This window comes from Desulfotomaculum copahuensis (genome assembly GCF_001655685.1).
Lineage (GTDB): Bacteria > Bacillota > Desulfotomaculia > Desulfotomaculales > Desulfovirgulaceae > Desulfotomaculum_G > Desulfotomaculum_G copahuensis.
This window is the reverse complement of sequence record NZ_LYVF01000062.1, coordinates 116,320-136,649: the sequence shown is the minus strand read 5'-3', so window position 1 is coordinate 136,649 and position 20,330 is coordinate 116,320. Positions and strand designations below refer to the sequence as shown.

The 20,330-nt window shown below is 60.9% G+C and carries 20 protein-coding genes and 1 tRNA gene; 1 reads left to right on the top strand and 20 read right to left on the bottom strand.

Annotated elements, in window-relative coordinates; all coding sequences use genetic code 11:
* Positions 1-41 precede the first annotated feature (41 nt).
* The 5 genes from A6M21_RS05570 to A6M21_RS05545 all read right to left on the bottom strand — a co-directional run bounded on the left by A6M21_RS05570 (position 42) and on the right by A6M21_RS05545 (position 4,271).
* Complete coding sequence (locus A6M21_RS05570; protein WP_242868776.1) at positions 42-248, bottom strand: MerR family DNA-binding transcriptional regulator; 207 nt, start codon at positions 246-248, stop codon at positions 42-44.
* Positions 249-447: 199 nt separating this feature from the next.
* Positions 448-873 carry a universal stress protein gene (locus A6M21_RS05565; protein WP_161486010.1) on the bottom strand — a complete coding sequence of 142 codons (426 nt, stop codon included), beginning with the start codon at positions 871-873 and terminating at the stop codon, positions 448-450.
* 231 nt (positions 874-1,104) lie between these two features.
* A tRNA-Leu gene (locus A6M21_RS05560) sits at positions 1,105-1,192 on the bottom strand.
* A 183-nt stretch (positions 1,193-1,375) separates the two neighbouring features.
* A complete protein-coding gene (locus tag A6M21_RS05555; RefSeq protein WP_066666876.1) occupies positions 1,376-2,995 on the bottom strand; it encodes a VWA domain-containing protein in 1,620 nt (539 codons plus the stop codon).
* 205 nt (positions 2,996-3,200) lie between these two features.
* Entirely contained in the window at positions 3,201-4,271 is a 1,071-nt protein-coding gene (locus A6M21_RS05545) for a hypothetical protein (protein WP_066666874.1), read from the bottom strand.
* 345 nt (positions 4,272-4,616) lie between these two features.
* Between A6M21_RS05545 and A6M21_RS05540 the strand changes: the two genes are divergently transcribed.
* The gene (locus A6M21_RS05540; protein WP_066666900.1) at positions 4,617-5,615 is read left to right on the top strand and encodes an AAA family ATPase; all 999 of its coding nucleotides are present in this window, start codon (positions 4,617-4,619) and stop codon (positions 5,613-5,615) included.
* Here the strand turns inward: A6M21_RS05540 and A6M21_RS05535 are convergent.
* The 15 genes from A6M21_RS05535 to hemC form a co-directional block, all read right to left on the bottom strand.
* Entirely contained in the window at positions 5,612-6,016 is a 405-nt protein-coding gene (locus A6M21_RS05535; RefSeq protein WP_066666873.1) for a secondary thiamine-phosphate synthase enzyme YjbQ, read from the bottom strand. The genes A6M21_RS05540 and A6M21_RS05535 overlap by 4 nt on opposite strands.
* Before the next feature lie 14 nt (positions 6,017-6,030).
* Complete coding sequence (locus tag A6M21_RS05530) at positions 6,031-6,672, bottom strand: redox-sensing transcriptional repressor Rex (protein ID WP_066666872.1); 642 nt, start codon at positions 6,670-6,672, stop codon at positions 6,031-6,033.
* Positions 6,673-6,943: 271 nt separating this feature from the next.
* Positions 6,944-8,107, bottom strand: coding sequence for a [FeFe] hydrogenase H-cluster radical SAM maturase HydE (gene hydE / locus A6M21_RS05525; protein WP_066666871.1), 1,164 nt, complete (start codon positions 8,105-8,107; stop codon positions 6,944-6,946).
* Positions 8,104-9,372, bottom strand: coding sequence for a [FeFe] hydrogenase H-cluster maturation GTPase HydF (gene hydF, locus A6M21_RS05520; RefSeq protein WP_066666899.1), 1,269 nt, complete (start codon positions 9,370-9,372; stop codon positions 8,104-8,106). The genes hydE and hydF overlap by 4 nt, the downstream gene beginning before the upstream one ends.
* 17 nt (positions 9,373-9,389) lie before the next feature.
* The gene (locus A6M21_RS05515; protein ID WP_066666898.1) at positions 9,390-10,865 is read right to left on the bottom strand and encodes an aspartate ammonia-lyase; all 1,476 of its coding nucleotides are present in this window, start codon (positions 10,863-10,865) and stop codon (positions 9,390-9,392) included.
* 122 nt (positions 10,866-10,987) lie between these two features.
* The gene (locus A6M21_RS05510; RefSeq protein ID WP_066666870.1) at positions 10,988-11,239 is read right to left on the bottom strand and encodes a TM1266 family iron-only hydrogenase system putative regulator; all 252 of its coding nucleotides are present in this window, start codon (positions 11,237-11,239) and stop codon (positions 10,988-10,990) included.
* Positions 11,240-11,638: 399 nt separating this feature from the next.
* Positions 11,639-12,940, bottom strand: coding sequence for a glutamate-1-semialdehyde 2,1-aminomutase (gene hemL / locus A6M21_RS05505; RefSeq protein WP_078060418.1), 1,302 nt, complete (start codon positions 12,938-12,940; stop codon positions 11,639-11,641).
* A 5-nt stretch (positions 12,941-12,945) separates the two neighbouring features.
* Positions 12,946-13,152 (bottom strand): tautomerase family protein, encoded by a 207-nt coding sequence (locus tag A6M21_RS05500; protein WP_066666869.1) that lies wholly within the window; start codon positions 13,150-13,152, stop codon positions 12,946-12,948.
* 3 nt (positions 13,153-13,155) lie between these two features.
* Positions 13,156-13,632, bottom strand: a complete 477-nt coding sequence (gene ahbB / locus A6M21_RS05495; protein WP_066666868.1) for a siroheme decarboxylase subunit beta — start codon at positions 13,630-13,632, stop codon at positions 13,156-13,158.
* Position 13,633: 1 nt separating this feature from the next.
* Complete coding sequence (gene ahbA / locus A6M21_RS05490) at positions 13,634-14,095, bottom strand: siroheme decarboxylase subunit alpha (protein ID WP_066666867.1); 462 nt, start codon at positions 14,093-14,095, stop codon at positions 13,634-13,636.
* A 189-nt stretch (positions 14,096-14,284) separates the two neighbouring features.
* Positions 14,285-15,292, bottom strand: coding sequence for a putative heme d1 biosynthesis radical SAM protein NirJ2 (gene nirJ2 / locus A6M21_RS05485; protein WP_066666866.1), 1,008 nt, complete (start codon positions 15,290-15,292; stop codon positions 14,285-14,287).
* Positions 15,293-15,308: 16 nt separating this feature from the next.
* Entirely contained in the window at positions 15,309-16,289 is a 981-nt protein-coding gene (gene hemB / locus A6M21_RS05480; RefSeq protein ID WP_066666896.1) for a porphobilinogen synthase, read from the bottom strand.
* Positions 16,290-16,496: 207 nt separating this feature from the next.
* Positions 16,497-17,681 carry a putative heme d1 biosynthesis radical SAM protein NirJ1 gene (nirJ1, locus tag A6M21_RS05475; protein ID WP_066666865.1) on the bottom strand — a complete coding sequence of 395 codons (1,185 nt, stop codon included), beginning with the start codon at positions 17,679-17,681 and terminating at the stop codon, positions 16,497-16,499.
* A 155-nt stretch (positions 17,682-17,836) separates the two neighbouring features.
* Positions 17,837-19,369, bottom strand: a complete 1,533-nt coding sequence (gene cobA, locus A6M21_RS05470; protein WP_066666864.1) for a uroporphyrinogen-III C-methyltransferase — start codon at positions 19,367-19,369, stop codon at positions 17,837-17,839.
* A complete protein-coding gene (gene hemC / locus A6M21_RS05465; RefSeq protein WP_066666863.1) occupies positions 19,362-20,303 on the bottom strand; it encodes a hydroxymethylbilane synthase in 942 nt (313 codons plus the stop codon). Before hemC ends, cobA begins: the two co-directional genes overlap by 8 nt.
* Between the last annotated feature and the right edge of the window lie 27 nt (positions 20,304-20,330).

The following is a 20,330-nucleotide window of genomic DNA, read 5'->3' as shown; positions in this document are numbered from 1 at the left end:
ATTGTAGCCGAACCTGGCCAGTCTGTCTTTAAACTCAATGATTACCAGATCGATTTTGCCTTCGCGGGCCATTTTGAATATGCGGTCCAGACCTTTGCGTTTTTCATTACGTAGATAACCACCCGGTTGCCCCGGGGCTGGTTTTCGCCCAAAAGGCGCAAGATCTCGCTGCGCGGATACCGGCGCTGACCGGAGGGTGTGCGGATGCATTGGATTTTGCCGGCTTTTTCCCACCGGCGCAGGGTCATCGGCACCACGCCGAGAATTTCACATGCTTTACGCATTGGAAGGTAATTTTCCAGTTGATCCTTCATGATGAAAGTTTAGCATTGTTTAACGAATCAGTCAACTGCTAACTAGACCAGGGTAACCTTGCCGCCAACATCAGCGGCGGTTCTCAATCACATTTCCATTTATGGTATGCCGTTTTGACATTTCCCTGCACAACTATTTAATCACGGTAACCGGAATTTTGACATGATGAAGCACTTTGTATGTCACGCTGCCCAGCGCCATGGCGGCAAGCGGGTTGTGACCGCGACTGCCCATCACCACTTCGTCCATGCCTTCGTCCTGAATGTATTTGACAATTTCACTGCCCGGGTTGCCGGTGAGCAATACTGTTTTTACCGGCAGCCCGGCATCGCTGAATATTTTGGCGGCCTGGTTCAGTTTCTGGGCGAAGCGTTTGCGGCATTCCTCGCTTAGCCAGGTTTCGCTGATCATCTCACCCGCAAAATATATCGCGTCAAAACTACAGGCCACGGCAAGCAGCGTCACTTCCGCCTCCGGGTGGTTTCGGGCCATCTGGAGCACATGTTCCGCCGCCCGCATGGAGCTTGCCGAACCATCGACCGGAACGAGTATTTTCATGCACGTACACACTCCCTGGTATAAAATATACGGATGTATTATACAACAGATTGCTTTCCCCGGCCAGTTGTTCAAGGGAAAAAACCGGCCGTCCGGCGCATGCCCAATCCGGCCTTCTGTTTCCATTTTTTCTGCTCCATAAGATAACCGTCACATGGAGTAAAAAATAAATCAGCCCGGCAGGATTTCCTCTTGTTTTAAGAAACCTTGCCGGGCTTGGCTTTTCAGGTTTGGTGCGGCAGAGAGGACTTGAACCTCCACGGGCGTTACGCCCATAAGAACCTGAATCTTACGCGTCTGCCAATTCCGCCACTGCCGCAAGCTGTTCAATTTTTAATGGCAATTGTTATTATAGCATTTATCCGGCTGTCTGGCAAGGTTTTTTTCCTGCCTTCCGCTTGCCCGGCGGTGCGCAAACCGCCGTTACAGTTAATTAATATACACCATGCGTACCGGTCTGTCAAGCTGTAATTTTGAGAAATCCGGCGGAAAAAGCTATCGCTCAGAATGCATCCCGGGCGATGCGCGTCAGCTGGGCGAGGTTGCGGCAGGGGTAAACACGCCGGCAATAAGGGGCGTAAAGACTCAGGACGCTGTCTTCCCGCTCCCACTTTTCCTCCGGTGCCGGGTTGAGCCAGATCACCCGCCGGGCGCGCCGGCAGATTTCCCGGAAGTTTTCCGTGCCAGGCGGTTTATAATTATTGCGGGCGTCCCCCAGCACCAGCAGGGTGGTTTTGTTGTTGACAGCACCGGCATAAAAGCGCAGAAATTGTTCCCACACCGCGCCGTAATCGGAAAATCCCGTTTGCCAGATGCCCGTGCGGCGGATAATATTGCGTACGGCCCGGTCCTGATCGGGTTCCTTTAGATGAGCGGTAATTTCGGCCACGGCATCCACAAAGGCAAAAGTACGCACCGGGCGGAATTTGTGCTGCATGGCGTAGATGAGCAATAGCATGAACCGGCTGTAAGGGGCCACGGAACCGGAAAAATCGCACAACACGATTAGTTCCGGACGCTGCGGCAGGCGCTTCTGACAGTAAAGAATCAGCGGTACGCCCGCAGTGGCAACGGCCAGGCGCACGGTGCGGCGCATATCCACCGGTCCGCGGCGGGATGGTGCGCGGCGGTAACCCGGGCGGGTGGCCAGACGGCGGCCCAGGCGCACCAGCAGTCGTCTCATCTCGTTTAGCCGGCTGTTGTCCAGACGGGCGAAATCCAGTGCGGACAGGTTTTCCCGTTCGGCGACTGCTTCCAGTGCCGAACCGTGGCGATGCAACCATTCCTTTTCCAGTTGCCGCCGCAGCAGGGCTTCCAACCGGGCCAGATTTTCCCGGCCGCGCAGTTGCTGCGCTTCCCTCATCCCCGTTCCCCGGGCGAGCATGTCTTCAACTTGCGCCCAGTTAAGGTGAACCTTCACCCGGCACAAGGCTGCCGCCAGGTTCTCCTCCCCGCTCTCCGCCGTATTCAGAAATTTCAGCGCTTCGCCGGCCAGGGCGGCCATTTCATCCGGTTCGCCCCGCTGGAGCATGGCCGGCAGGCCTTGTGCCAACCAGGCGCAGGAACCGCGCTCTTCCGCCGCCGGGTTCGCACGGCCCCGGGATGCGCCGGTGCGTCCGGCGCCCGCCCCGCCGCCCCGCCCCGGCCCGCCGGCACAGTTGCCTGCACCGGGTAACGGCGGCCGGGCTGTTTCCCGGCGCAGCCAATCCTTCATGCCGGCCAGGCGGGCGTTGAATTCATCCCCGGAAAGACGGGGCCGGCGGTCCACCGGTGGTATGCCGGCGGCGGAAGGCATGCCCTGTCCGCGGGGCGGGCAGGGTGTATTTGTATAACGGCGCGGTCCGGACAACGGTGCCGGTTCACCCGGCATTCCGCCCGCCGGCTGGTTGACTGCCTCCATTCCGCCCCGGTCCGGGGCGGAAAAGTAATAGTCGAAAAGCTTTTCCAGCGTCGCCTGCCGGCCGGCTTCCTTGACCAGCGTGGCCTGCATGGCCAGCAGCATGTTTTCCCGTGACGGCGTCAGCAATTCCAGTGCCCGGCATAAATCCAGCAGTTCCCCCGGGGACACCGGCAAACCGGCCCGGCGCAGCAAGCGGACAAAAGATGTCAGATCCTTTATCATTAGAAATCATCCGTCCTTTGGATTAACGCCCGTCCCGGCGCAGGCTGCGGAATACCGGCCGCCATCCCGGACGGGGTCTGTGTCTTGCGCCTTTGCCCGCTGCGTCATGTACGCTGAACAATTAGCCGTTTGCGTGGCGGCAAACCGTCCGGAGCGGAGGCCCACAATGTCAATAAAAACAGAACGGGGCCGGGCGGGAAAGATCTCAGGCGCCACAGGCCAGGACCTCCCCGGTGAGTTGTTCCATGGCGCGGTATAGCTGTTTCAACCGGCCGGTTACGTTCTCCGGGGATAAAGCGACCACAGCCGTGAGCGTCATTTCACGCTTTTTAATATCGTAGCGGGCTAAAAAATCATCCCGCCGGCTGAACAGATAGTATTCCGGCTCTTTTTGAAATTTCAGCTTGCCCAGCAGCTGTTGCGGCTCAAGGGTTAAACCTGAAACCACACATTGCAGGGTCAATTCTTTCACCTGTAATATGCTTTTCAACTGTTCCACCAGTTTGACGGTCAGGCAGTCCGGATCTTCCAGATATATATCCAGCAGTATCTCTTTATCCCGGCCGGACTGAAAAGTGAGATGGTTTTGGCCGTCAAACTGCACCCGGTAGGCTTCCGGCTCCGCCAGATAGCGCACGGTTCCCGGGCAGCAGTTTAAAAAGCGGCTGCAGTTTTCCGGCGTGACCGGCACCCGGTTTGTTATGGCCGGGGGAGCGGTTCGCGGAGGTTGCCGCCGGCTTGTTTCGGTGGTGAAAACAGTCAGCAGCCGGCGCAGGGAAACCTGCTCCAGCAACTGCCGGCAGTGGTGTTCACTGTCCCGGAAATGGGTGCTGAATTTGATTTTGGCCACCGCCACACCGCCCTGCACCATCAGTGAAACCGGTGCGGTAACGGAGACGTCGCGCGAATGCCATTGGCGCCTGTAATGACCGGCCAGTTCCCCCCTTTCCACATCCAGATGTTCCAGCACGTCCAGGCACTGGATGATTTCAGGCAGGGGGCGGGCGGCGGCGGTGACCAGTATTTTCAGGTCGGTTGACAGTTCGGACAAGGCCGGAGCGTAAGCGGCGGGGGCGATGGAAAAAAGCAGCGGCACCGCTTGTTCAGCCATTTCCCAGCGATCCGTGGTTAAAAGCAGGTAATCCGGTCCGGCATCCACTTCCATTCCGGGCAGTGTGATTTTATCGCCGGCGGCGTAAAAAGACGGCTCGGCAGCCCATAAAGTGAGCAATGCAGCCTTTTTCTCCATTTGCCGGGTTAAAATTTCAATGCGCACGTGCGGCCCTCCGTTATTTTTGCTGCTTTCATTGTATCACAGCACGGATTCCGGCTCCATAACTTCAACTTGTAAAAAGCGGATCGTCTGCCGGGAAATTATTTTTTGTGGTAAGATATAAGCGGATCCGGGCCTGCTTTTGATTTGGCCGGTGACCATAAAGGCCCGGTGCCAGCTCCGGACGGTGTGAAAAGTTCCGCTTGCGGCGGTGTGACAGTAATCAAAAAAGATTGTTGGCGGAAGGCGTGTCCGGGGTGATAACGGCGCAAAGAAGGGCAAACCGTTTTGTGGCGGTGAAACGGGCCGGTTGGCGCCGGTTTGAAATGGCAAAGGATGGGCGTATTCATGGACGTTTTCAAGAGCATAGAAAGCATAATCAGCGCGTTGGTGAAACAGCAATATTTGATCAGCCGGGCGTCCGCCACCACCGTCTTCCTGGCCGTCCGTCTGGGCAAGCCCCTGCTGGTGGAAGGGCCGGCCGGGGCGGGGAAAACCGGATTGGCCCGGGCGCTTGCCGGGGCGTTAAATACGGAGTTGGTGCGCTTGCAGTGTTATCCCGGGCTGGATGAGGCCCGGGCGCTTTACGAGTGGAATTATCAAAAGCAGCTGCTTTACATCCAGTCCCGGGCCGGGGAAAAAGCCGGCTGGGAGAAAATCCGGCAGGATATCTATACGCCGGAATTCCTGCTTGGCCGGCCGGTGCTGCGCGCCTTTCTGGCCGGAAGGCCGGTGGTGCTGTTGATCGATGAGGTGGACAAAAGCGATGAGGAACTGGAAAGCTTTTTACTGGAAGCGTTGTCCGATTTCCAGTTGTCCATACCCGAGCTGGGTACCGTGCATGCCGGGCACATACCCCTCACCGTGCTGACCAGCAACAACAGCCGGGAATTGAGCGATGCCTTGAAGCGGCGCTGTCTGCACCTCTATCTGCCCTACCCCGGCGAAGAACAGGAACAGGCCATCATCGCCCTGAAAGTGCCCGGCCTTGACCGCCGTCTGGCCGCGCAGGCGGTTGAGTTTGTTCATACCCTGCGCCGTTTGCCGCTCAAAAAAGGACCCAGCATTGCCGAAACCCTGGACTGGGCGCACGCCCTGTTGCTGCTGGGGGCGGAGCAACTGGATCCGGCGGTGGTGGCCGGTACGCTGGATATACTTTTGAAATACCAGCAGGATGTGGAACTGGTGGGGGAAAAACTGGCCGGCCTGCTGCCGCGGGAAAAGCCGCCGGAAGCTGAAACGCCGGCCGGAAGACGGGAAAAGCCGGCCGGGAAAGAGCTTGCGGTGGTGGATGAGGAACCGGGTGGGCTGTCGGGCGAAAGAGATTTGTCCCGTTTTGACTTTTAAGCGGCTATTATTTTCACGATTACCCGGCGCTGCCGGGGTCCGTCGAATTCGCACAGGAAAATGCCCTGCCAGGTGCCCAGGACCAGCCGTCCGCCGCTGATTGGCACCGTCAGGCCGGAACCGGTCAGGCCGGCCTTGATGTGGGCGGCCGAATTCCCTTCCCCGTGATGGTAATCACCCGTCCAGGGAACCAGCTTTTCCAGGGCGGCCAGGATGTCCCGGGCCACGGTAGGATCGGTGTGTTCGTTGATCGTGATGCCGGCGGTGGTATGGGGGACGAAAAGGTGACAAACACCCTCCCGGACATCACGGCCGGCAACCGCCTGCCGCACCTGCGCCGTGATATCCACCAGCTCAGCGCGTCCGCCGGTGTTTACAGTCAAGGTTGTCAGCGTGTCCATCCAGCGTTCACCTCTTACAGGCTCTGTGCCGAGCGGAAGCCCAGATTGAAAGTGAGGATTTCCAGTTTCACCGACAGGTCCACATTGCGCAGTTCAATACCCTCCGGCAGGTTCAGGGCCACCGGGGCAAAATTGAGGATGGCTTCCATGCCGTTTTTCACCATCAAATCGGCCACTTCCTGGGCCGCCCGGGGCGGTACGGCGATGATGCCGATGCGCGCGTTGTATTTGTTGATGATCTCGGGCATTTTTTCCGTGGGCAGCACTTCCAGTTCGGCAATTTTTTTGCCGATTTTGGTTAAATCGTTGTCGAATACCCCGACAATGCTGAATCCGCGGCTGTTAAAGCCCTTGTAGGTGCACAGCGCAAAACCGAGGTTCCCGGCACCCACCAGAATCAAGCCCCATTTTTGATCCAGGCCCAGGATTTTTTTGGTATAACGCATCAAGTCCTTGACGTTATAGCCCACACCCCGGGTACCGAATTCACCGAAGTAAGCCAGGTCCTTGCGTACCTGGGCCGGGCTGACCCCCACCCCTTCAGCGATTTCGCCTGATGAAACGGTGGTGATGCCGTTGCGGTCCAGCCGTTCCAGAAAACGGGAATATACGGACAACCTGGTGACGGTGGCTTCCGGCACACGTAGAGTTTTCACCAAGTTCGCCTCCTTTGGTTGCGGAATCTATGCGATAAAGTTTACATTGTTCCTTGTGGTAATGTTATAAAATTCACATGCTATTTATGTTATATCATTTATCTTGGCGGTCTGTCAAACAACTTTTTGTTGGGAAATGAAAAATAGCAGCGTCCGGACCAACCCGGCCGGACAAAGCGGCGCCGGAGCGTGCCCCTGGTGCCATCTTGTTCGCTATGCAATTGGCGGTTCCGGAAAATTGAATCCGGGCGGAGCCGGGATGAGCGGGAGATCACAAGTTTTCCCGGCCGCCCGGCGCTCTTTCCCCGGGGCCGTCGAGCCGGCATTTTTTATTTGTCCCCGGTTTAACGGCGCAAGCATGACCGTAGCCGGCGCCCACCTGCCGGTCCAGGGATTGTATCAGTGTTTTGGCGGCGTTTACGGATTCCAACGGCGGTGTATGCAGGCCGGTTTTGCCGGGGTAAATCTGGTAGCGTGCGCGGTAGGCCAGCGGCGTCACATTGGGCATGATCACATTGGCGCCGCACAAGAGTCCCCGCCGCCGTCCATCCGGGTGAATGCTGCCCAGGGCGGTGGTGGCCGGCAGGTGGGTTTGCGGCAGCAGCAGCCGGGTTACCGCCAGCGCCTTGAGTGTCAGGTCCAGATCGCCCGCCGGGTGACCGGCCAGCGGCGTATCCGGGTGGGGAATGAACGGGCCGATGCCGGCCATCTCCACCCCCAGTTCTTTTAGCAGCATGATATCTTCAGCCAGAATAGACAGTGTCTGCCCCGGCAGGCCGACCATGTTGCCAGATCCCACCTGGTAGCCCAATTCTTTCAGCCAGTGCAGGTGTTTGAGCCGGCCCGTCAGGGTGGTGCCCGGACGCAGCCGGGCGAACAGTCCAGGAGCGGCGGTTTCGTGCTTTAACAAGTAGCGGTCCGCCCCGGCCCGGCGCAACAGGCGGTAATCATCCTTTGAGCGGTCGCCCACGGAGAGGGTCACGGCCACCGCCAGTTCTTCTTTCAGCCGCTGAATGATGCCGGCCAGCATATCCGCGGTGTAACAGGGATCTTCCCCCGACTGCAGGACGATGGTTTGTACGCCCAGGGCGGCCGCCTCCCGGGCGGCGGCCAGGATTTCCGCCGGCTCCAGCCGGTAGCGTGCCACTTTTCCGTTGTCCCGGCGCAGTCCGCAGTAACGGCAGTTATTTACACAGCAGTTGGAAAACTCGATTATCCCGCGCAGGTGCACTTCCCCGCCCAGGTTGCGGCCGCGGACCAGATCGGCGGCGGCAAAAAGCGCCTGTGTCTCCGCCGGGCCGGCCTGCAGCAGGGTGAGCACACCGTCGCGGGAAAGCGTGCTGCTGTCTGTCAGTGCTCCGGACAGTACGGCAGCCACTTCCGGTTCGGCCGGGGCGGCAGTTGTAGTTGTCCGGCAGCCGGTACGCTCGCTCACAGGCCGTCCCCTTCCTCCAGTAGCTGCCGGGCGGCCGGGAATGGTTCCAGCGCCCGGGGCAAAATGCCGTGCAGATAGGCGATCAACACTCCGTAGTTGACCACCGGTACTCCGGCCCGGTTGGCCTGCATCAACCGGTGCAGCATTTCCTTGCGGTTGATCATGCAGGCGCCGCAGTGCACGATTAGTTTGTAACCGTCCAGATCCGCCGGCAGTTCCAGGCCGCTCACCCAGTTGAACTCCAGCTGTCCGCCCACCCGCTGCCGGAGCCAGCGGGGGATTTTCACCGTTCCGATGTCATCTTCCACCCGGTGGTGGGTGCAGGCTTCGGAAATGAGCACCCGGTCCCCCGGGTGCAGGCTGTCCACAGCCAGCGCCCCGGCCGTCAGGATTTCCAGATCCCCCTTGTAGCGGGCAAAAAGTATGGAGAATGAAGTCATCAGCACCCCCGGCGGCGTATCGGCATCCACTTTCAAGAAGGCCTGGGAGTCGGTGATCACCAGTCGGGGCGGCCGGCTCAACCCGGCCAGCGCCTTTTTCAATTCCCGTTCCTTGACCACCAGGGCGCAGGCGTCGTGATCCAGAAGATCCCGGATGGTCTGCACCTGGGGCAGGATCAGTCTGCCTTTGGGCGCGGCCAGGTCAATGGGCACCACCAGCACCACCGTGTCCCCGGGGTCAACCAGATCGCCGGCGATGGTGGGGGCGGTCCAGTCCCGGGGGGCATGCCGGATGAGCTCCTGTTTCAGCTGCTCAATACCCTCCCCCGTACGTGCGCTGACGGCCGTCAGGGGTATGCCCAGGGCGGCCGCCCGGCTGTCCCGGGCCGCTTCCGGGTGGAGATCGGTCTTATTGATCACTCCCAGCACGGGCACATTGTTTTCTCCGGCCCGGGTGATCAGTTCCCGTTCGTAGGAGCCGATATCGCCGGAGGGATCCAGCACGAGCAGCAAAATATCGGTTTTGGCCAGCACGGCCAGTGTTTTCTGAATGCGCAGCCCTCCCAGTTCGCCCGTGTCGTCAATGCCGGCCGTGTCGATGATCACCACCGGTCCGATGGGCAGAATCTCCATCGATTTGTAAACCGGGTCGGTGGTGGTTCCCGGCACGCCGGAAACAATGGCGATATTCTGCCTGGTCAGGGCGTTGATCAGGCTTGATTTGCCGGCGTTGCGCCGGCCGAACAGGGCGATGTGCAGGCGGTCGCCCCGGGGGGTGCGGTTCAAGGCGTCTTTTTCCGGTAAGGATACGTCAGTTTCCGTCATGGCGGTATTTCCTTTCTTCAAAGAGTTGGCAGGCGATGTTTCAGCCGGCGGGAGCCGGCGATACCCGGCCGGGTCAGTTCGGCCGGCGCGAAGACGGCCGCCAGTTCTTCCGCTGTAAACAGGCCGGCCGCCAGCGCCGCTTCCCGGATGTCCCGGTTTTTTCCCGCCGCCGCTTCGACCAGCCGGCCGGCCTGTTCATAGCCGATGTACGGCACCAGCGCGGTTGCTTCACAGCGGCTTTGCCGCAGCCAGCGCCGGCAGTTTTCTTCGTTGGCGGTGATGCCGGCGATACAGCGGCGGTTGAAAATGGCAACGGCGTTGGCGAGCATCTCCAGGCCGGAAAGCAGGTTGTGCGCCACCAGGGGCAGGAAGGCATTCAGTTCCAGTTGCCCGGAGGCGGCGGCCAGGGTCACCGCCTGATCGGAGCAGATCACCTGGAAGCTTACCTGGGTGACCATTTCCGTGATCACCGGGTTGATTTTACCGGGCATGATTGAAGAGCCGGCCTGCACAGCAGGCAGGTTGATTTCCCCCAGACCGCCGGCCGGCCCGGAAGAGAGCAGGCGCAGGTCGCCGGCGATTTTGGCCAGGTTGACCGCCGCAGCCTTGACCAGACCCGACACCTCCACGAAAACATCGGCGTTCTGGGTGGCGTCGATCATATTTTCCGCCCGGGCCAGTCCCAGTCCGGTAAGCGTGCGCAGTTCTTCGACCACCCGGAAAATATACTTTTTGCGCGCGTTCAGGCCGGTGCCCACCGCCGTCCCGCCCAGATTGACCTGGCGCAGCCTTTCTTCCACCTTGTACAGGCGCCAGCGGTCACGGGCCACCGCTTCCGCCCAGGCGCCGCATTCCTGTCCCAGAGTGACCGGTACGGCGTCCTGCAATTCGGTACGTCCGAGCTTGAGCACACCGGCAAATTCGGCCTCCCTGGCCTGCAGCGCCCCCTGCAGGCGGGCCAGTTCTTCACTCAGGGCCAGCACCAGGCGGATGGCGGCCACCTTCAGGGCGGTGGGATAAACATCATTGGTGGACTGGGACAGATTGACATGGTTGATTGGGTGCACCAGGCGGTAATCTCCCTTGTTCCCGCCCAGGATTTCAATCGCGCGGTTGGCCAGCACCTCGTTCATGTTCATGTTGGTGGAGGTGCCGGCGCCGCCCTGCAGGGCGTCCACAATAAACTGGTCCAGCCATTTCCCGGCGGCCACTTCGGCCGCCGCCCGGCCGATGGCGGCGGCGGTTTCCGGGTCCAGCAGGCCGGCGTGAACGTTGGCCGCCGCAGCGGCCTGCTTGACCAGGGCCAGGGCGCGGAGCAGCGCCGGGTGCACGGGAAGGCCCGATACGGGGAAGTTCCGGGCGGCACGCAGGCTGTGAATGCCGTAGTAGGCGCCGGCGGGGACGGACAGTTCACCCAGGGCGTCCCTTTCCAGGCGGACGGGCGCGGTTGTTTCCTCCAGGGCGTCCTTTTCCGGAAGGACAGGCGCGGGCATTTCGCCCGGGTGGCCTTTCTCCGGGCGGGCCGGGGCAGCCGTTTCACCGGGGAACTTTTCCGGTCCGGACGGCCCGGCCGTTTCGTGCGGATGGTATTCCGGCGTAGCTGATGACATGCCGCTCACCCCTTCGCAACCAGGGCGGTTTTCACCTGCACGCCCCGGATGTTGCCGATTTTACCGGTCAAGGCGCCGATTTCGTCCGTGCTGCCGTCCACAATCAGAGCGATTACGGACAGGTTCTTTTCCCGGTAAGGGATACCCATCCGGCCCACGATCAGAGCGCCGTATTCGCTTAAAATCTGATTGATCCGGGCGGCCGACTGCTCCCTGTTTTCCACCGCAATACCGATTACCCCAATCCGTCTTTCCATACTTGCACCTCTGCCAAAAAAGTTTCAAGTTTTTTCATTTGCACTGGACTGCCGGCTGTCGCCTACGTTTTCCGGGGACGATAAGGAGTAAAGAAAAAGTCCGCTTTCCGGCGCGCGAAAGCAGACTTTGCCCTGGTCATGCCCGGAGCGCCCCTTGCCGGCAGGAAAAACCCTTCTGCGCAGGACCGGCTATGAATTTTTACATCCCTCCGGCAGGAAAAGGTATCCCTTGCCCTCAGGAATCTACAGTTGCTAAATCTTTACTTGTGATTATAAATTATTTATCATTATTTAGCAAGATGTTTTATGATGATGTTTAAAAACTGCTTTAAAAGGCTTTTCCATGAGAGGGTAAAATGATTCCAGCAGCGCAACTTGGCGCATACGGAATGGAGATCATCATTCGATCCGCCCCGCGGCGGCAAAAGCCTTGTGCGCCGCTTCCACAGTCCGGTCGATTTGTTCCCCGCTATGGGCCAGGCTGATGAATACAGCCTCGAACTGTGAAGGGGCCAGGTAAACGCCTCCGGACAGCATGGTCCGGAAAAAGGCGGCGAAACGGGCCGTGTTGGACCGGCAGGCGCTTTCATAATCGGTTACCGGATGATCGGTGAAGAAAAGGCAGAGCATCGCCCCCACCCGGTTCAAGGTCACCGGTACGCCGGCATCTGCCGCCGCCCGGGCCAGCCCGTCAGCCAGCCGGGCGGATTTGCGCTCAAGTTCTGCGTATGTCCCCGGGTGCTGCAGTATCCGCAGCGTGGCCAGGCCGGCGGTGACCGCCAGGGGGTTGCCGGACAGTGTACCGGCCTGGTAGACCGGACCGGCCGGGGCCACCCGTTCCATGATTTCCCTTTTCCCGCCGTAGGCGCCCACCGGCAGGCCGCCGCCGATGATCTTGCCCAGACAGGTCAGGTCGGGATTGATCCCGAAGCGCTCCTGGGCGCCGCCGTAGGCTACCCGGAAACCGGTCATCACTTCGTCAAAAATGAGCAGCGCGCCGTAGCGGCGGGTGATTTCCCGCAAAAAGGACAAAAATCCTTCTTGCGGCGGCACCACGCCCATGTTGCCGGCCACCGGCTCGACGATTACAGCGGCGATGTCCTGCCCATGGGCGGCAAAGATTTGCTCCAGCGTGTCCGGGTCATTGTAGGGGGCATTAATTGTATTGGCCGCCGTGTCCGCCGGCACGCCCGGGCTGGTGGGCACGCCCAGGGTCAGCGCACCCGAGCCGGCTTTGATCAAGAGAAAATCAGCGTGGCCGTGATAGCAACCCTCGAATTTGACGATCCTGTTCCGGCCCGTGTATCCCCGGGCCAGGCGCAGGGCGCTCATGGTGGCCTCGGTGCCTGAATTGACCAGGCGCACCATTTCCACGGAGGGAATGGCACTGACGATCTCTCTGGCCAGTTCCGTCTCCAGTGCGGTGGGAGCGCCAAAACTGGTGCCCGTCTCCAGACAGTCCCGCAAGGCGGCGATCACCTCCGGGTGCCGGTGGCCCAGGATCAGCGGCCCCCAGGAGCCAACATAGTCTATGTACCGGTTGCCGTCCACATCGTACAGCCAGGCCCCCTCACCCCGGGCGATGAACACCGGTTGCCCGCCTACGGCTTGAAAGGCGCGCACCGGGCTGTTCACTCCGCCGGGCATATACTTGCGGGCTGCGGCGAACAGCTCTTCCGATTTTTTAATGGTATAAGACAAAGTGATCACTCCCCGTCCCGTGACTTATCCATTCTTTCGGATAAAAGCACGCCACCCCGGGCAATTCTGTCTTCGCTGGTCTCTACAAACTGGACGGTAACCCATTCCGGGTCCACACCTGTTTCTTCCACAAGTATATCCGTGATCCGCCTGGCGATACGTTTCCTTGATTCAATGCTGCGGGTGCGCATTGTGACGGTTACTGCCGGCATTGTTCATTCCCCCAAAAAATATTTCATACTGCTTTTCTTTAACTCGGCCGAGCTGAAAAGCAGCCGGTAGTTTTCAACTCCGCAGGCGGCCGCCAGCCGGGCGGCGATCCGGCGGCATTCCTGTTCCGTCTGGCCGTGAATCATGGTAAACAGGTTGTAGGGCCATCCGGGCGGATGTGCCGGGCGGGCATAGCAATGGGAGACTTTATCGAAGCCGGCCAGCAGCGTGCCCACTTCCTCCAGGCGTTCCTCCGGCACCGGCCAGACCACCATGGCGTTGGCCACAAAGCCCAGATCCTGATGGCGCACCGCCGCCCCGAAGCGCCGGATCACCCCCCGGTCGATGAAATCCTTGATCCGGGCCAGGAGCTCATCTTCCCCCAGGTTGAGTCTATCGGCCAGCGCCTGGTAAGGGCGGCTGACCAGAGGCAGGCCCTCCTGCAGTTCCCGGATGATCCGCTTGTCCAGTTCGCTAAGCATATTATTCCTCCGCCAGGTCGAAATTCACCCGGATCTTGAAGATTCTGGTGGCGGGCAGCATCAGCAGGTCGCTGATGCCCGTGCGTGACTTGATCTCTTCGATAGTCCGGTGCAGCTTTTCCGGTGACGGCACCAGCAGGGTGAACCACATATTGTAATCATGTTCCCGCAGGTAGTTGTGGGTGACCCCGGGGAAGGAGTTGACTACGGCGGCCACTTCGTTTATACGCTCCACGGGTACCTTCAGGGCGCACAATGTGCCGCTGTAACCCACCCGGCGGGAGTCGAAGATGGCCCCCAGGCGCCGGATTACCCCCGTGTCGCACAGCCGTTTCAAACGGCTCAGGGTTTCTTTTTCGCTGATGCCCAATTTGTCCGCCAGTTCCCGGTAGGGTTCCGGCACCAGGGGCAGGCCGGCCTGCACCATGTTCAGCAACTGTTTGTCCGTACTGTCCAGACTCATCCCGTTCCCCCCCATACAGGTGAAAAACCAGTTACTTAAAAAACGCACATGTCCGTCCCGGTGCGCTTAATCCGACCGGTTTTCCCCCTGCCGCCGGTACTTTTATAGAACTTTGCCCCTGAAAACCCGCGGGCTTGTCCCGAAGGAGGTTCACTTCCGCCCGGGGTGCCTTTTCCAAACAAGCGCTTTCTAGACGTCCGCGACCGCGGTTTCCCGCTCTTCCCGGTACAGGCACCAGGGCTCTTCAGCCATGTAATCGCCGTGGTAGAAATAGGCCCGGGCGCGGCAGCCGCCGCAGATCCTCCGGTATTCACAGATACCGCAGCCGCCTCCGTATTCCCCGCTGCGCAGGCGGTTGAACACCGGGTTGTCCTGCCAGATCCGGCTGAAAGGCGTTTCGCGTACATTGCCGGCGGGAATGTCCAGATAGGCGCAGGGCTGCACCACGCCACGCGGGCTGATGATGCAGTAGGCCACACCGGCCAGGCACCCCTTTTGAAAGCGCAGCTTTAAACCCATTTGCCGGGCGATGCGCATAAACTGGGGGGCACAGGTGGGCTTGACCTCGATGTCCACCGTTTTTTGCTTTTCCATCAGCCGGCGCAGCAGGTTTTCGTACTGCCGGGCGCGCAACGACTCCGCTTCCATGTTCACCGCCCGGCCGGCGGGTACCAGAAAGAAAACATGATGGGCCATCGCCCCTTCTTTTACAGCCAGGTCGGTGAGCGCCTCCACCTGATCATAATTCCAGTCCATCACCGTAGTATGCACCTGAAAGGGTAGTCCGGCCCGGCGGCAGGCGCGCATGCCTTCCACCGCCGCCTGCCAGGCGCCCGGTACGCCGCGGAAGCGGTCATGCTGCTCCGGGTCGGTGCTGTCCAGGCTGATGCCCATGGCCATGGCGCCGCTTTTTTTCAGTTTTTCGGCCGTCGCGCCGGTGAGCAGCGTGCCGTTGGTGCCGAAAACGGGCCGCAGTCCGGTGCGGGCGGCATAAGCGGCCAGATCGTAGATGTCCGGCCGCATCAGGGGTTCGCCGCCGCTGAAAATCATGATTTTAAACCCGGCCCGGGCAATTTCCTCAATCAGTGCAATTCCCTCGCCGGTGCTCAGTTCTTCGTCCGCCCTGGCGCCGGCGTCCCGGTAGCAGTGGCGGCAGGTCAAATTGCAGGCGTTGGTCGTGTTCCAGGAAACCAGCACGGCAACGCCCCCCTTTCTATTCCCCTTCCTGTAGCCAGCGGGCTGCATCCGGGGCGTGATAGGTGAGAATGATCTCCGCGCCGGCCCGTTTGATGCCGGTGAGCGTTTCCAGCACCACGCGCCGTTCATCGATCCAGCCCTTTTGTGCCGCGGCCTTGACCATGGCGTATTCTCCGCTCACATTGTAGGCGGCCAGCGGGTGATCGAAGGCCTGCCGCACCCGCTGGATGACATCCAGGTAGGCCAGCGCCGGCTTGACCATGACAATATCCGCTCCCTCATCTATGTCCAGGCGCACTTCCCGCAGCGCCTCGCGGGCGTTGGGCGGGTCCATCTGGTAGGAGCGGCGGTCGCCGAACTGCGGCGCCGAGCTGGCCGCCTCCCGGAATGGTCCGTAGTAAGCGGAAGCGTATTTGGCCGCGTAGGCCATAATGGGCACGTTTTGGTAACCGTGTTCATCCAGTGCGCGGCGGATGGCGGCCACCCGCCCGTCCATCATGTCCGAGGGGGCGACCATGTCCGCGCCGGCGCGGGCGTGGGAAAGCGCGGTGCGCGCGAGCAGGTCCAGGGTTGGATCATTCAGCACGCAGCCGTTTTTAATCACCCCGCAATGGCCGTGGCTGGTGTATTCGCACAGGCAGACATCGGTGATCACCAGCAGATCCGGGAATTCCTCCTTGACGGCACGAATGGCCTGCTGTACTACGCCTTCGTCGTCGTAAGCCCCGCCGGCCAGTTCATCCTTTGTTTCCGGGATGCCGAAAAGCATGATGCCGGGGATGCCCAGCTCATTTACCGGTCCCAGTTCCTCCAACAGTGTGTCCACCGAGAAATTATACACTCCGGGCATGGCTTCCACCGGTTTGCGCACGTCCCGGCCGTAAGTGACAAAAACGGGGTAAAGCAGATCGTCCACTGCAAGTACGGTTTCCCGCACCAGCCGGCGCATGGCCGGGTTTGCCCGCAGCCGGCGCGGCCGGATGACTGGAAAAGGCATGATCACAATACACCTCCCGTGACATTGACTGTTCATGAAGACAGCGCTGCCGGCTCACGCGCACGCAGCCACATTGCACAACGGTTGCCGGGGCCGGGTATGGTTTCCATCATAGAGGAATCTGGAAAAACGCGATAGCACACTGTCATTGCCGTTACCATTCATTTTCCGGAGCGGAACGGGTACGCAATGGAGGTATGCACGCGACTAAATTTCGCCGGTCGGGTCTATCTCCGCGTCGCTCAAATAACAGGCCGGATCCGGCGCCCAGAAGTCGCCGTAAACCGCCTCGGCACGGGCACGGAAATTGCCGTTGCAGATGTCCAGCCAGCGGCAGCGGGCGCAGCGGCCTTTCAACAAGGGGCGGCGGTTCTTCAAGCCGGCCAGCACCGGCTGGGAAAGATCCGTCCAGATGGCAGCGAAGCTTTTTTCCCGCACGTTGCCGAAGGTGTAATGCCGGGTGAACTGATCCGGGTGTACGTTGCCGGCCCAGTCCACCGCGCCGATGGCCATGCCCGTGCGGTTGCCCCCGTTCAGCTCCAGCAGGTGGTAGACCTTTTCCGCCCGGGCCGGGTCCCGCCGGCGCAGTTTCAGGTAAAGGTAGACGGCGTCGGCGTGGTTGTCCACCGTAAGGATTTCCTTGTCCAGTCCCCGGCGGTGAAAGTCAAGTGTGCGCTCCATGATCAGGTCCAGGGCGGCCCTGGTTTCCGCCGGGCTGATGTCCTCGTCCCGCATGCCGCTGCCCCGGCCGCTGTAGACCAGGTGGTAGAAGCAGGCACGGGGGATATTCTCCCTTTCAATCAAATCAAATATGGCCGGCAGTTCGGCCAGGTTATGGCGGTTGATGGTGAAGCGCAGTCCCACCCGCTGACCGGCGGCCAAACAGTTGCGGATGCCGGCCAGGGCGTCCCGGAAGGCTCCCGGCCGGCCCCGGAAGCGGTCGTTGACCGCTTCCATGCCGTCCAGACTGACGCCTACGTAGCCGGCTCCAATTTCCTTCAAGCGGTGGGCTGTTTCCGGGGTGATCAACGTACCGTTGGTGGATACTGTGACCCGGATGCCCCGTTCCCGGGCGCGGGCGGCCAGCGGGAAGAAATCCTCCCGCATCAGCGGTTCGCCGCCGGAAAAAAGAATTACCGGCACTTTGAAGCCGGCCAGGCTGTCGATGAACCGCCGCGCTTCCGCGGTGTTCAATTCGTCCGGTTGCCTTTGCCCGCCGGCGCTGGCGTAACAATGCCGGCAGCTTAGGTTGCAGGCGCGGGTCATATTCCACACCACCACCGGACCAAGGCCGGCCGTGGTTCCGTGCATCTGATGGCGGGAGAGCTCACTGTAGCGCAAATTGTCGCCATAGTTTCCGGTGTCGCATAAAAGTTTGCTGATGCTGATCATGCTCAATCTCCCCCTGATAAAGACCATTGCTCCGCCCAAAGTCCCGGACGCGGGTGTCTGTACACAGCCCGGCATGTGCTGTCATTGCGGTCCGGCCGGCCGCCCGCAGGCATGGAATTGCAGCGCGCAAACGGCCGGGCGTGATGCGTCCGGCCTTAGGCCCGCCGTCCGCAGCCCCTGGCTTCCACAATCGCTTTGAGCAGTCCTTCAATAGTGTACTCCTTTGCCTCGACAGCCACCGGCAGGCCCAGTTCACGGGCCGTGCGGGCGGTGACCGGTCCGATGCAGGCCACGGTCACGCCGGCGAGCAATTCCGGCAGGCGGGGTTCGTTCAACAGCGTGACGAAATTGCGTACGGTGGAAGAACTGGTGAAAGTGATCACCTGGATGCGTTTTTCCGCCAGCAAACGGCGAATTTCCTCCGTATTGCCGCCGCCCGGTACGGTGCGGTATGCCGCCGCATCATCCACCCGGGCACCCAGTCCGGTCAGCGCTTCAGGCAGTATTTTGCGGGCAATGTCCGCCCGGGGCAGCAGCACCCGGTCACCGGGCCGGATTTTGTCCTTTAAACCGCTGATGATGCTTTCCGCCCGGTATTCGTCGGGCACATAATCCACGCGCAAGCAATACCTGCTTAGTGCCTGTCTGGTTTTGGGGCCGATGGCGCATATTTTCAAACCCTTCAAATCGCGGATGTCCCGGCCCGCTAACAGCAGGCGGCGGAAAAAGAAGGCCACACCGTTGACACTGGTGAAAATCAGCCACTGATATTCCGGCAGGCGGCCGATAGCCGTATCCAGGGGGGTGTAGTCCTCTGCCGCCACCACCTGGATGGTCGGGTACTCCACCGCCTCGCCGCCCAGTTCCTCAATGGCCCGGGCCAGTCCGCTGGCCTGCTCCCGTGCCCTGGTGACCAGCACCCGGCAGCCGGAGAGTGGTTTTCGTTCAAACCACTGCAACTGCTCCCGCAGTTTGACCACTTCGCCGACCACGATTACCGCCGGATTGGCAAAGCCCGCCTCAGCAGCGGTGTGTGCGATGTCCGCCAGTGTGCCGGTCAGCGTTTGCTGTTCCGGACGGGTGCCCCAGCGCACCAGGGCCACCGGCGTATCAGCTGGGCGGCCGTGGATAAGCAGCTGCCGGGTGATCTGTTCCAGATGGGCCATGCCCATCAGGAAGACCAGCGTGCCGGCGCCGGTGGCCAGCTTGTCCCAATGGATGTTTGATTCCGGCTTGGCCGGGTTCTCGTTGCCGGTGATGATGGCCAGGGTGGAGGTGAGATCCCGGTGGGTGACCGGGATGCCGGCGTAAGCCGGGGCCGCCACGGCGGAGGTGACGCCGGGCACCACTTCAAAAGGCAGTCCGGCCGCGGCCAGTGCCGCCGCCTCCTCGCCGCCCCGGCCGAAGACGAAGGGATCGCCGCCCTTCAACCGCACCACCACCTGGCCGCGGCCGGCCCGTTCCACCAGCAGCCGGTTGATTTCTTCCTGGGTCATGGCGTGTCCGGCCGGGCTTTTGCCCACATAAATCCGTTCCGCGGACGGCGGCGCCGCGGCCAGCAGGCGGGACGGGGCCAGGCGGTCGTAAACCAGTACTTCGGCCCTTTTGATGCAGTGCAGTCCCTTGACAGTGATCAAGCCGGGATCCCCCGGCCCCGCTCCAACCAGATATACAATTCCCTCAGGCATGCAGATCAAACTCCTGTCTCGCCGCGTTTAATATTTCCGCCGCTCCGGCGGCCAGCATCCGGCGGGCCAGCGTCCGCCCCAGGGCGGACGCCTCCGCAACCGGTCCGGTGACGGCGTCCCGCACCGCCCGCCGGCCGTCCAGACTGGCCACAATCCCCTCCAGGGTGATCATTTCGCCGTCCACCCGGCCCAAAGCGCCCACGGGCACCTGGCAACCGCCTTCCAGCTCTTTCATCAGCGCCCGTTCGGCGGTGACGGCGGCTTGTGTTTCCCGGTCGTTCAGACTGTCAATCAGGGACTGGATTCGCTCATCCCCGGAGCGTATCTCCACCCCGATTGCTCCCTGTCCCACCGCCGGCAGGCAGATGTCAAACGGGATGCGCTGGGTGATTTGCTCCGCCAGCCCCAGCCGGTGGACGCCGGCATAGGCCAGCACCAGGGCGTCCAGGTTTTGCTCCGTCAGTTTGCGCAGGCGGGTGGTCAGGTTGCCCCGCATGGTGGATATTTGCAGATCCGGACGGAAACGCAAAAGCTGGGCGGTGCGGCGCAAACTGCTGGTGCCCACCCGGGCGCCGGACGGCAATTCCGCCAGTTTCAGCCCGCGCCGGGATATGAGCACATCCCCGGGGTATTCCCGGCGGCAAATGGCTCCGATGCTCAGGCCCGGCGGCAGTTCGGTGGGTAAATCCTTCATGCTGTGTACCGCCAAATCGATTTTCCCTTTGAGCAGGGCCAGTTCCAGTTCCTTGGTAAATAGCCCCTTGTCGCCGATTTTTGCCAGGGCCACATCCAAAATATTGTCACCGTGGGTCTTCATGCCCTGCAGGCGGAAATTCACCCCCGGATGACGGGACTGCAGCTGTTCCGCCACCCAGCGGGCCTGCCACAGGGCCAGCCTGCTTTCCCTGGTGCCGATTACGATTTCCTTGTTCATGGCCCCTCCGATCGATTTTCCGTTCCT

Bases quoted from the DNA above. Each gene is read 5' to 3' on its own strand.
- A6M21_RS05570 (WP_242868776.1), bottom strand. From the start codon at position 248: ATGACCCTGCGCCGGTGGGAAAAAGCCGGCAAAATCCAATGCATCCGC.
- A6M21_RS05565 (WP_161486010.1), bottom strand. From the start codon at position 873: ATGAAAATACTCGTTCCGGTCGATGGTTCGGCAAGCTCCATGCGGGCG.
- A6M21_RS05555 (WP_066666876.1), bottom strand. From the start codon at position 2,995: ATGATAAAGGATCTGACATCTTTTGTCCGCTTGCTGCGCCGGGCCGGT.
- A6M21_RS05540 (WP_066666900.1), top strand. From the start codon at position 4,617: ATGGACGTTTTCAAGAGCATAGAAAGCATAATCAGCGCGTTGGTGAAA.
- A6M21_RS05535 (WP_066666873.1), bottom strand. From the start codon at position 6,016: ATGGACACGCTGACAACCTTGACTGTAAACACCGGCGGACGCGCTGAG.
- hydF (WP_066666899.1), bottom strand. From the start codon at position 9,372: ATGACGGAAACTGACGTATCCTTACCGGAAAAAGACGCCTTGAACCGC.
- A6M21_RS05515 (WP_066666898.1), bottom strand. From the start codon at position 10,865: ATGCCCGCGCCTGTCCTTCCGGAAAAGGACGCCCTGGAGGAAACAACC.
- A6M21_RS05510 (WP_066666870.1), bottom strand. From the start codon at position 11,239: ATGGAAAGACGGATTGGGGTAATCGGTATTGCGGTGGAAAACAGGGAG.
- A6M21_RS05500 (WP_066666869.1), bottom strand. From the start codon at position 13,152: ATGCCGGCAGTAACCGTCACAATGCGCACCCGCAGCATTGAATCAAGG.
- ahbB (WP_066666868.1), bottom strand. From the start codon at position 13,632: ATGCTTAGCGAACTGGACAAGCGGATCATCCGGGAACTGCAGGAGGGC.
- ahbA (WP_066666867.1), bottom strand. From the start codon at position 14,095: ATGAGTCTGGACAGTACGGACAAACAGTTGCTGAACATGGTGCAGGCC.
- hemB (WP_066666896.1), bottom strand. From the start codon at position 16,289: ATGCCTTTTCCAGTCATCCGGCCGCGCCGGCTGCGGGCAAACCCGGCC.
- nirJ1 (WP_066666865.1), bottom strand. From the start codon at position 17,681: ATGATCAGCATCAGCAAACTTTTATGCGACACCGGAAACTATGGCGAC.
- cobA (WP_066666864.1), bottom strand. From the start codon at position 19,369: ATGCCTGAGGGAATTGTATATCTGGTTGGAGCGGGGCCGGGGGATCCC.
- hemC (WP_066666863.1), bottom strand. From the start codon at position 20,303: ATGAACAAGGAAATCGTAATCGGCACCAGGGAAAGCAGGCTGGCCCTG.